The sequence below is a fragment of the Streptomyces sp. CT34 genome (assembly GCF_000805335.1).
GTDB lineage: Bacteria > Actinomycetota > Actinomycetes > Streptomycetales > Streptomycetaceae > Streptomyces.
Map to the genome: position 1 here is coordinate 1,921,685 of NZ_KN708638.1, position 10,764 is coordinate 1,932,448.

General features: G+C 77.3%; 9 protein-coding genes and 1 riboswitch. Of the genes, 8 read left to right on the plus strand and 1 reads right to left on the minus strand.

Going from position 1 to position 10,764, the window contains the following annotated elements:
* Nucleotides 1-3: 3 nt before the first annotated feature.
* Nucleotides 4-498, minus strand: coding sequence for a hypothetical protein (locus tag RZ84_RS08590; RefSeq protein ID WP_043263799.1), 495 nt, complete (start codon nt 496-498; stop codon nt 4-6).
* A 205-nt stretch (nt 499-703) separates the two neighbouring features.
* Nucleotides 704-850, plus strand: a riboswitch (cobalamin riboswitch).
* Between the two features lie 144 nt (nt 851-994).
* Here RZ84_RS08590 and RZ84_RS08595 point away from each other — a divergent pair.
* The 8 genes from RZ84_RS08595 to cobC all read left to right on the plus strand — a co-directional run bounded on the left by RZ84_RS08595 (nt 995) and on the right by cobC (nt 10,670).
* Nucleotides 995-1,948, plus strand: a complete 954-nt coding sequence (locus RZ84_RS08595; RefSeq protein ID WP_043263800.1) for a cobalamin biosynthesis protein — start codon at nt 995-997, stop codon at nt 1,946-1,948.
* A gap of 10 nt (nt 1,949-1,958) precedes the next feature.
* The gene (locus tag RZ84_RS08600; RefSeq protein WP_043263801.1) at nt 1,959-3,557 is read left to right on the plus strand and encodes a cobyric acid synthase; all 1,599 of its coding nucleotides are present in this window, start codon (nt 1,959-1,961) and stop codon (nt 3,555-3,557) included.
* A gap of 58 nt (nt 3,558-3,615) precedes the next feature.
* Nucleotides 3,616-5,811, plus strand: a complete 2,196-nt coding sequence (locus RZ84_RS08605; protein WP_043263802.1) for a putative cobaltochelatase — start codon at nt 3,616-3,618, stop codon at nt 5,809-5,811.
* Nucleotides 5,811-6,410 carry a cob(I)yrinic acid a,c-diamide adenosyltransferase gene (gene cobO / locus RZ84_RS08610; protein ID WP_043263803.1) on the plus strand — a complete coding sequence of 200 codons (600 nt, stop codon included), beginning with the start codon at nt 5,811-5,813 and terminating at the stop codon, nt 6,408-6,410. Before RZ84_RS08605 ends, cobO begins: the two co-directional genes overlap by 1 nt.
* 7 nt (nt 6,411-6,417) lie before the next feature.
* Nucleotides 6,418-7,866 carry a cobyrinate a,c-diamide synthase gene (locus tag RZ84_RS08615; protein WP_043263804.1) on the plus strand — a complete coding sequence of 483 codons (1,449 nt, stop codon included), beginning with the start codon at nt 6,418-6,420 and terminating at the stop codon, nt 7,864-7,866.
* 154 nt (nt 7,867-8,020) lie between these two features.
* A complete protein-coding gene (locus tag RZ84_RS35495) occupies nt 8,021-8,641 on the plus strand; it encodes a cobalamin biosynthesis protein (RefSeq protein WP_241777625.1) in 621 nt (206 codons plus the stop codon).
* The gene (locus RZ84_RS08625) at nt 8,614-9,552 is read left to right on the plus strand and encodes a sirohydrochlorin chelatase (RefSeq protein WP_078893640.1); all 939 of its coding nucleotides are present in this window, start codon (nt 8,614-8,616) and stop codon (nt 9,550-9,552) included. The genes RZ84_RS35495 and RZ84_RS08625 overlap by 28 nt, the downstream gene beginning before the upstream one ends.
* A gap of 29 nt (nt 9,553-9,581) precedes the next feature.
* Nucleotides 9,582-10,670, plus strand: a complete 1,089-nt coding sequence (cobC, locus tag RZ84_RS08630) for an Rv2231c family pyridoxal phosphate-dependent protein CobC (protein WP_043269414.1) — start codon at nt 9,582-9,584, stop codon at nt 10,668-10,670.
* The last annotated feature ends 94 nt before the right edge of the window (nt 10,671-10,764 follow it).

Consider the following 10,764-nt stretch of genomic DNA (forward strand, 5'->3'; position numbering starts at 1 on the left):
GGGTCAGTCCTCGCCGGTGCTGCCGCCCCCGTCCGCCGCGCTGTGCGGGTCGGGCCGTCCCGGGCCCGGTCCGGCGGGCCGTTCGGGGTCCGCGCCGCCGATCTGGCGGAGGACCGCGCCGGTGCCGACGGACACGTCGGGCTGCTCGCCCGCCTCGCGCGCCTCCTTGCGCCGCCGCAGCCATTCCCGTAACGCGATGCCCAGCGACTTGGTGATCTCGGTGACCACCGCGCCGACCACCACCAGGACCAGGTCGTCGACGCCGATCGCCATGTCGTGGAGGTCGGTTGCCTCACCGGGGGCCGGCGCGGCGGGTGCCTCCGCGGGGCGGGGCCGCCGGTCCCAGTCGTGCCGCCGCCGCCCCAGCCAGGGCTCGCGCTCCAGCCACGCCTTCAGGTCCTCGATGTCCTGGTGCGGATTGTTGGTGCCCGTGATCCTGATGCGGATCTCGTCTCCGGTCGCTTCCCGGCCCTCGTCGCGTGCAGCGCTCTCCGGCATCCCCCGGCCCCCTTCCGGCAGGCCCCATCGCCCACCGTGCCTCAGATAGTGACGCGGGATCAGTCCCGAGAGCAACCGTGCGTGACACCGGCACCACCCTGTGGTCTGTGACACAGGGCTCGCGGCGGGGCTGCGTGGCAGGTCAAAGCCGAGTTGACGGGCGTTCGCGGGGCGTGGTGGACTGCCCGGGCCAATCGGCGACAGCTGAGGAAGTCCGGTGAGAATCCGGCGCGGTCCCGCCACTGTCACCGGGGAGCGCTCCTCCAGAGAAGGTCACGGCTCCGGGCCCCCACGGGTGCCGCTCGCGGGCTGGAAGGCCGGGGGAAGCGCCGATCCGGGAGCCAGGAGACTCTTGTCGCCGTCACGTCGAGCCAGGGCGCGGACCCTGAGTGAGGACATACCGCCATGCCGGGCTGCCGTTCGCGATGCCGCCGTACGAGACGTTCGCTCCCCGCCCGCGCGGGGTCCCTTCGCGGCGGGACGGCGGTCTGATCCGGTGCGCGGCGAACACGCGGGGTACGCGTGCGGCGCGGCCCTCGGCTTTCTCGGCGACCTGGTCGCGGCGGATCCCCGGCGGGGCCATCCGGTGGCCGCGTTCGGCCGGGTCGCGGGCGCCGTCGAGCGCCGGCTGTGGCGCGACCACCGCGGGTACGGGGCGGCGCACACCGTGCTGTGCGCGGGCGGTGCGGCCGTCGGCGCGGCGCTGCTGGAGCGCGCCGTACGGGACCGCCGCGGCGCCCGGGTGGCGCTGACCGCGGCGGCGGTGTGGGCCGTTCTGGGCGGTACGTCGCTGGGGCGGGAGGCACGGGCCGTCGGCGGGGCGCTGGCGGCCGGCGACCTGGACGTGGCGCGGGAGCGGCTGCCGCATCTGTGCGGGCGCGATCCGCAGGCGCTGGACGGGCCGCAGATGGCCCGTGCGGTGGTGGAGTCGGTCGCCGAGAACACCTCGGACGCGGTGGTGGGCGCCCTGGTCTGGGGCGCGCTGGGCGGGGTGCCCGGTCTGGTGGCGTTCCGGGCGGTGAACACGCTCGACGCGATGGTGGGTCACAAGTCGCCGCGCTACCGGCGCTTCGGCTGGGCCGCGGCCCGGCTGGACGACGCGGCCGGCTGGCCGGGCTCCCGGCTGACCGCCGCCCTGACGGTGCTCGCGGGCCCCGACCGGCGCGGTGCGCTGCGGGCCTGGCGGGCCGACGGCGGGGCGCACCCGAGCCCCAACGCGGGCCCCGTGGAGGCGTCGTTCGCGGGCGCCCTGGGCGTACGGCTGGGCGGCACGCTGGCGTACGGCGGGCGGGTGGAGCACCGCCCGGTGCTCAACGGCGGGGCGCGGCCGGCCGCGGCGCCCGACATCGAGCGGGCGGTACGGCTCTCGCGGCGGGTGAGCCTGCTGGCGCTGGGCGCGACGGTCGCGGGGCGGCTCGCGGTGGCGTACGGCCGGGGCGTGACGACGTGAGGAGGACCCGTTGAGCGGGCGGAGTGCGGTGCCCGGTGGGGGCGTCGGTGGCGGGCTGCTGGTGGCCGGTACGACGTCGGACGCGGGCAAGAGCGTGGTCACGGCGGGCATCTGCCGCTGGCTGGCGCGCCGGGGCGTCAAGGTGGCGCCCTTCAAGGCGCAGAACATGTCGCTGAACTCGTTCGTGACCCGCGAGGGCGCGGAGATCGGCCGGGCGCAGGCGATGCAGGCGGCGGCGGCACGGGTGGAGCCCACGGCCCTGATGAACCCGGTGCTGCTCAAGCCGGGCGGCGACCGCAGCAGCCAAGTGGTGCTGCTGGGCAGGCCGGTGGGCGAGCTGAGCGCGCGCGGGTACTTCGGCACGGCCGGGCCCGCGGCGCCGCGGCCGGCCGCGGCCTCCCCCGGCGAGGCGGCGTACGGGAGCGGGCGGGAGCAGCTGCTGGGGACGGTGACCGACTGCCTGGCGGAGCTGCGGCGGACGTACGACGCGGTGATCTGCGAGGGCGCCGGCAGCCCCGCGGAGATCAATCTGCGCCGCACCGACATCGTCAACATGGGCATCGCCCGGGCGGCGCGGATCCCGGTCGTGGTGGTCGGCGACATCGACCGCGGCGGCGTCTTCGCGTCGTTCTTCGGGACCACGGCGCTGCTGTCCGCGGCGGACCAGGAACTGGTCGCGGGCTATCTGGTCAACAAGTTCCGCGGGGACGTGTCGCTGCTGGAGCCGGGCCTGGAGATGCTGCGCGGGCTCACCGGGCGGCGGACGTTCGGCGTGCTGCCGTACGCGCACGGGCTCGGCATCGACGAGGAGGACGGCCTCCGGGTGTCGCTGCGCGGCACGGTCCGCGAGTCCGTGGTGGCCCCGCCGGTCGGCGCGGACGTGCTCCGGGTCGCGGTGTGCGCGGTGCCGCTGATGTCCAACTTCACCGATGTGGACGCGCTGGCGGCGGAGCCGGGCGTGGTGGTGCGGTTCGTCGACCGGCCCGAGGAACTCGCCGACGCCGACCTGGTGGTGGTGCCGGGCACCCGCGGGACGGTGCGGGCGCTGGAATGGCTGCGCGAGCGGGGGCTGGCGGACGCGCTCGCCCGGCGGGCCGCCGAGGGCCGTCCGGTGCTCGGCATCTGCGGCGGCTTCCAGGTGCTCGGCGAGCACATCGACGACGAGGTCGAGTCGCGGGCGGGGAAGGTGGACGCGCTGGGGCTGCTGCCGGTACGCGTCCGGTTCGGCCGGGAGAAGTGCCTGGCGCGGCCGGTCGGCGAGGCCCTGGGGGAGCGCGTCGAGGGCTACGAGATCCACCACGGTGTGGCCGAGGTCGGTGGCGGGGAAGCCTTCCTGGACGGCTGCCGGGTGGGCTCCGTGTGGGGCACGCACTGGCACGGCTCGCTGGAGAGCGACGGCTTTCGGCGGGCGTTCCTGCGGGAGGTGGCGCGGGTGGCGGGCCGCCGGTTCGTACCGGCCCCGGACACGAGCTTCGGCGCGCTGCGCGAGGAGCAGCTGGACCGGCTGGGGGATCTGATCGAGGAGCACGCGGACACGGCGGCGCTGCTGCGGCTGATCGAGGACGGGGTGCCGGCGGGGCTGCCGTTCGTCCCGCCGGGGGCGCCGTGAGGGGTACCGAGCAGTGGACAGGACCGGAGGCGGCCGGCGACGTGGAGGACGACACGGCATGACAACGACGCACAAGACGCAACACACCACCCGGCAGTACCCGTTCACCGCCGTCGTCGGCATGGACGACATGCGGCTGGGCCTGCTGCTGAACGCCATCTCCCCGGCCATCGGCGGAGTGCTGGTGCGCGGCGAGAAGGGCACCGCGAAGTCGACGATGGTGCGCGGTCTGGCGGAGCTGATGCCGGCCGTGGACGTGGTCGGCGGCTGCCGCTTCGCCTGCGCGCCCGCCGCCCCGGACCCCGGGTGCCCCGACGGCCCGCACGGGACGGACACCGCCGGCGAGGACCGCCCGACGCGGATGGTCGAACTGCCGGTCGGTGCCTCCGAGGACCGACTGGTGGGCGCGCTGGACATCGAACGGGCCCTGTCGGAGGGCGTGAAGGCGTTCGAGCCGGGGCTGCTGGCGGACGCGCACCGGGGCGTGCTGTACGTCGACGAGGTCAACCTGCTCCACGACCACCTGGTCGACCTCCTGCTGGACGCCGCCGCCATGGGCGCCTCGTACGTTGAGCGCGAGGGCGTCTCGGTGCGGCACGCCGCCCGGTTCCTGCTCGTCGGCACCATGAACCCCGAAGAGGGCGAGCTCCGGCCGCAGTTGCTGGACCGGTTCGGGCTGACCGTGGAGGTCGCGGCCTCCCGGGAGCCGGAGCAGCGGGTGGAGGTGGTCCGGCGCCGGCTGGCGTACGACGCCGATCCGGCGGGCTTCGCGGCGCGCTGGGCGGACGAGGAGCGGGAGCTGCGCCACCGCATCGCGCGGGCGCGGGAGGTGCTGCCGTCGGTGGAGCTGGGGGACGCCGCGCTGCGGCAGATCGCCGCGACCTGTGCCGCGTTCGAGGTGGACGGGATGCGGGCGGACATCGTGATGGCCCGCACGGCGACCGCGCTCGCGGCGTGGGCGGGGCGTACCGAGGTGCGGTCCGAGGACGTGCGGCAGGCCGCGCTGCTGGCGCTGCCGCACCGGCGCCGGCGGAACCCCTTCGACGCGCCGGGACTTGACGAGGACAAGCTCGACGAGGTGCTGGAGGAGACCGCCGAGCGGGAGCCGGAAGGGGACGGCGGGGACGATCCGGAGCCGGACGGTCCGGACGGCGGTCCCGGTGGCGGCCCCGGCGGGCCGCCCCCTCAGGACGGCGGACCGCAGGAGCCGCCCGGTCCCGAACTGCCGCGCCAGCAGGAGCCGGAGCCGCCGGCCCGCCCCGAGGACCCGGAGCACGAGCCGGAGGGCGAGCCCGTCGCGTCCGGGCCCGGCCGGGAGCAGCCGGCGGTGGGCGCCGCCGAGCCGTTCCGGACCCGGCGGCTGGATGTGCCGGGGTTGGGCGAGGGCGCGGACGGCCGGCGGTCGCGGGCGCGTACCGCGCACGGCCGGACGACCGGCTCGCGGCGGCCCCAAGGCGCCCTGGGCAGGCTGCATCTGGCGGCGACGGTGCAGGCCGCGGCGCCGCACCAGCGGGCACGCGGGCGGCGCGGGCCGGGGCTGGTGGTGCGCCGGGACGATCTGCGCGAGGCGGTGCGCGAGGGACGCGAGGGCAACCTGGTGCTGTTCGTCGTGGACGCGTCCGGGTCGATGGCGGCGCGGAAGCGGATGGGCGCGGTCAAGGGCGCGGTGCTGTCGCTGCTGCTGGACGCCTACCAGCGGCGGGACAAGGTCGGGCTGATCACCTTCCGCGGCTCGGGGGCGGAGCTGGCGCTGCCGCCGACGTCGTCCGTCGAGGCGGGCGCGGCGCGCCTGGAGCAGCTGCCGACGGGCGGCCGTACGCCGCTGTCGGAGGGGCTGTTGAAGGCCCATGAGGTACTGCGGGTGGAGCGGATGCGGGACGCGTCCCGCCGCCCGCTGCTCGTGGTGGTGACCGACGGCCGGGCCACCGGCACATCAGAAGGGGCGGCGCGCGGCGCCTCGGGCAGGGGCGGCGGTGGTCGGGCGACGGGCGGGCCGCTGGTCCGCGCCCGCCGCGCGGCGCGGCTGCTGGCCGCCGAGGGCACCGCGTCGGTGGTGGTGGACTGCGAGGCGGGACCGGTCCGGCTGGGGCTGGCCGCCGAACTGGCGCGGGACCTGGGCGGTCCCGCGATCACCCTCGACGAGCTGCGCGCGGACAGCGTCTCCGCGCTCGTACGGACCGTGCAGGGCAGGCCGGTTCGCGGCGGCAGTGGTGCCGGCCGGGACCGGGATCACGTCAACAGGAAGGCCGCGTAATGCCGCAGGGACAGCCGTCCGTCGTACCGGACGACGGGCTCACCACCCGCCAGCGCCGCAACCGCCCGCTGGTCCTGGTCCACACGGGCCGGGGCAAGGGCAAGTCCACCGCCGCCTTCGGGCTGGCGCTGCGGGCCTGGAACCAGGGCTGGCCGGTCGGGGTGTTCCAGTTCGTGAAGTCGGCGAAGTGGAAGGTCGGCGAGGAGCGGGCGCTGAAGGTGCTCGGCGACTCCGGGGAGGGCGGCACCGTCGCCTGGCACAAGATGGGCGAGGGCTGGTCCTGGGTCCAGCGCGACTCCCAGTTCAGCAACGAGGAAGCGGCCCGGGAGGGTTGGGAGCAGGTCAAGCGGGACCTGGCCGCCGGGACCTACAAGCTGCTGGTGCTGGACGAGTTCGCCTATCCGCTGAAGTGGGGCTGGGTGGACGTCGACGAGGTGGTGTCGGTGCTGCGCGACCGGCCCGGTGCGCAGCATGTCGTCATCACCGGGCGGGACGCGCCGGAGCCGCTGCTGGACTTCGCCGATCTGGTGACGGACATGACGAAGGTCAAGCACCCGATGGACGCGGGGCAGAAGGGCCAGCGGGGCATCGAATGGTGAGGACGTCATGAGCGGTACCGCCGTCCCCCGGCTGGTGATCGCCGCGCCGTCCTCGGGCGCCGGGAAGACGACGGTGGCCACCGGGCTGATGGCGGCCTTCGCCGAGGCGGGGCTCACGGTGTCGCCGCACAAGGTGGGGCCGGACTACATCGACCCCGGCTACCACGCACTGGCCACCGGCCGTCCCGGCCGGAACCTGGACGCCTACCTGTGCGGCCCGGAGCGGATCGCGCCGCTGTTCCTGCACGGTGCGGCGGGCGCCGATCTGGCGCTCGTCGAGGGCGTGATGGGGCTGTTCGACGGGGCGTCCGGGATGGGTGAGCTCAGCTCGACGGCGCAGGTCGCCAAGGTGCTGCGGGCGCCCGTGGTGCTGGTGGTGGACGCGTCGTCGCAGTCCCGGTCGGTGGCCGCGCTGGTGCACGGCTTCGCGTCGTGGGACCCGGAGGTGCGGCTGGCCGGGGTGATCCTCAACAAGGTCGGCTCGGACCGCCACGAGGAGCTGCTGCGGGACGCCATGGGCTCCTCCGGGGTGCCGGTGCTCGGTGCGCTGCGCCGCACCGGGCAGGCCCGTACGCCGTCCCGGCACCTGGGCCTGGTGCCGGTCGCCGAACGGCGCGCCGAGGCGGTGGAGTCGGTGGCGGAACTGGCCGCGCGGGTGCGCGAGGGCTGCGACCTGGCGGCGCTGCTGGCGCTGGCGCGGAACGTGCCGGAGCTGCCGGCCACGGCGTGGGATCCGGCGGCCGAGATCAGGGCGGTCGCGGCGGTGCCGGCCGGGCGGTCCGCGGGGGCGGCGTCCGCCGGCCGGCCGCTGATCGCGGTCGCGGGCGGTGCCGCGTTCACCTTCTCGTACGCCGAGCATGCCGAGCTGCTGACCGCGGCGGGCGCCGACGTGGTCCCGTTCGACCCGCTGCACGACGAGCAACTGCCGCCCGGCACGCGGGGGTTGGTGATCGGCGGCGGCTTCCCCGAGGTGTACGCGCCGGACCTGTCGGCGAACGCGCCGCTGCGGACGGCGGTGGCGGAGCTGGCCGCCTCCGGGGCGCCGGTGACCGCCGAGTGCGCCGGGCTGCTGTATCTGGCCCGGTCGCTCGACGGGAAGCCGATGTGCGGGGTGCTGCCCGCCGACGCCCGGATGACGGAGCGGCTGACCCTCGGCTACCGGGAGGCGGTGGCCCTCCAGGACAACGCGCTGGCGGTGGCCGGGACCCGGGTGCGCGGCCACGAGTTCCACCGCACGGCGCTGGAGCCGGGCGCCGGACCGTCCCCGGCGTGGGGTGTGACGCACCCGGCGCGCGCCGTGGAGGGCTATGTGGCGGGCGGGGTGCACGCCTCGTATCTGCATGTGCACTGGGCGGCCGAACCCTCGCTGGCGGTGCGGCTGGTGGCCGGCGCGGCCCGGCGCGGCCCGGCGGCCCCCTCGGGGGACGCGGCGGCCCTCGCGGGCGGCGGCCGGTGAGCGGGCCCGGCCCGACCACCGGCCGCAATCCGGGCGATTCCGGCGCTGTCTGCGCTGTCAGCGCTGTCAGCGCCATCGACTCTGCCGGCGCTGTCGGCTCTGTCGGCGGTTCCGGCCCTGTCGGCGGTTCCGGCGCTGCCGGCGGTTTCGGCCGTTGAGGCGCCCGGTGCCGGACGGCGGCCGGCGCGCGGCGGACTCCGGCTCCGGCGCCGGGCGGCCCGCGCCCGTGCTGATCGCCGGGGTCGGCGCCCGCCGCGGCGTCCCGGAGGCGGAGGTGCTGGAGCTGATCGGCGCCGTGCTCGCGGCGGCGGGCCGGCCGCCGGCCGCGCTCGCCGCGCTGGCCACGGTGGCGGCCAAGGCGGCGGAGCCCGGACTGCTGGGCGCGGCCCGGCGGCTCGGGGTACCGCTGCGCTCCTATCCGGCGGCGGCGCTGGCGGCGGTGCCGGTACCTGCACCGTCCGCCACCGTACGGGCCGCGGCCGGCACCCCGAGCGTCGCCGAGGCCGCCGCCCTGCTGGCCGCCGGTCCGGGCGCCCGGCTCGTCGCCGGGAAGCGCGCCTCCGCGCCGGACGGTCGGCCGCCGATGGCCACCTGTGCCCTCGCCGCGCCCACCGGGGCGGACACTTGGGGCAGTTCGGCCATTACCTCCGGTACGCAGGGAGCGACCGGAGCCCCGTCGGCCACTGCGGATATCGTCTTGCCCCTCCCCCGGTCCGCCCCGCCCCGGCGCGGACCGGCGGACGGCGGATGTCGGCGGCAGTACGCCCGCCGGTGAAACCCCCGGTACAAGGAGATGTTGTGACTCCCCCTCCCGCACTGCTCATCGCCGGTCACGGCACACGGCACGAAGGCGCCGCCGACGCCCTGGAGGCGCTGGTGCACACGCTCGCCGAGCGCCACCCCGAAGTGCCCGTCGCCGGCGGGTTCTTCGGCGCCGCGGGGTCGCCGCGGCCGGTGTCCGGCGCGGTCGGCGAGCTCGTCCGGCGGGGCGCCACGCGGATCACCGCCGTCCCGCTGCTGCCGGCTCCCACCGGTCCCCTGCGGGAGAGCCTGCCCGACGCGCTGGCGGCGGCGACCGCGGCGTACCCCGGGGTCGGTTACGACTGCGCCGCCGAGCTGGGCCCGCACCCCGCCCTCCTCGGCGTGCTGGAGCGGCGGCTGGACGAGGCGCTGGGCGCCGGCGCGCGGCGGCCCCGGGACCGGGCCCGGACGACGGTGCTGCTGGTGGGGCGGGGCGCGGCCGACCCGTACGCCAATGCCGAAGTGGTCCGGGCCGCCCGGCTGTTGTGGGAGGGGCGCGGCTTCGCGGGCGTGGAGACCGCGTTCGTCACGCTCGCCGCGCCGGACGTGCCGGCCGGTCTCGACCGGTGCCACGCGCTGGCCGCCGCGGCGCCCGGCGCCACCGGCCCGACCCGCATCGTGGTCCTGCCGTACTTCTACTTCGCCGGCGACCTCCTGGAGCGGCTGCGGATGCAGGCCGAGGGCTGGGCGGCGGCGCACCCGGGGACCGAGGTGATCGGCGCGCAGGTGATCGGCCCGGCGCCGGAGCTGGCCGAGGTGGTCATGGAGCGCTACCGCGCGACGGTGGCGGGCGAGGCGCGGGGCGGCGGCCGGGCGGCGGCGGGGGACGCCCGGCCGCCGTTCGGCGCGGTGCCGCCGGCGGCGGGCACCGGGGGCCGGGCGTGACCCGGCCGGCGCCGTATCCGGCGGTCGCGGTGCCGGGCGAGCCGCATCCGCCGCACCGCGAACCGGATCTGCGCCACCACGGCGACGCCGAGGTGCGCGGCGCCGACGGCCCGCTGAGCGGGCTGACCGACCTCGCGGTCAATGTCCGCGCCGGTACTCCCCCGGCCTGGCTCAAGGCCCGGATCGCCGCGTCGTTGGACGGCCTGGCCGGGTATCCGGACGGCCGGGCGGCCCGCCGGGCGGTCGCGGCCCGGCACCGGCTCCCGGTGGGACGGGTGCTGCTGACGGCGGGTGCGGCGGAGGCGTTCGTGCTGATCGCGCGCGCCGTACGGGCCCGCCGGCCGGTCGTCGTGCACCCGCAGTTCACCGAGCCCGAGGCGGCGCTGCGGGACGCCGGGCACGACGTCGGGCGGGTGCTGCTCACCGAGGCGGACGGCTTCCGGCTGGACCCGGCCGCGGTGCCCGCCGACGCCGACCTGGTCGTCGTCGGCAACCCCACCAACCCCACGTCCGTGCTGCACCCCGCCGCCGTGCTGGAGCGGCTGGCCCGGCCCGGCCGCACCCTGGTCGTGGACGAGGCGTTCATGGACGCGGTGCCCGGTGAACGGGAGTCGCTGGCCGGGCGGGTGGGCGAGCTGCCGGGGCTGATCGTGCTGCGCAGCCTCACCAAGACCTGGGGGCTGGCCGGTCTGCGCATCGGCTACGTGCTGGCCGCCGAGGACACCCTGGCGGCCCTGGAGCGGGCCCAGCCGCTGTGGCCGGTCTCCACTCCCGCGCTGGCCGCCGCCGAGGCGTGCTGCGAGCCGGCGGCGCTGGCCGAGGCCGCCGCGGCAGCCGAGGAGATCGCCGAGGACCGGGGCCATCTGCTGGCCCGGTTGGGCGAGTTCGCCCCGCTGCGGGCGGTCGGCCCGGCCGCCGGCCCGTTCGTCCTGGTCCGGCTGCCCGGTGCCGCGGCGGTACGCGCCGGACTGCGGGCGCGCGGTTTCGCGGTGCGCCGCGGTGACACCTTCCCGGGCCTGGGCCCCGACTGGCTGCGGCTCGCCGTACGGGACCGGGCCACCACGGACCGCCTGGTGGCCGCACTGGCGGACGCGCTCGCCGAACGGCCCCTGGATTAGGGCCTGGTGAATCTCGCCGGGGCCCCGGCCGGACCACGCTCCGGCCGGGGCCCCGGCGAGGGGAGACGCGCCGGGCGGGGCCCCCCCGCGCGCC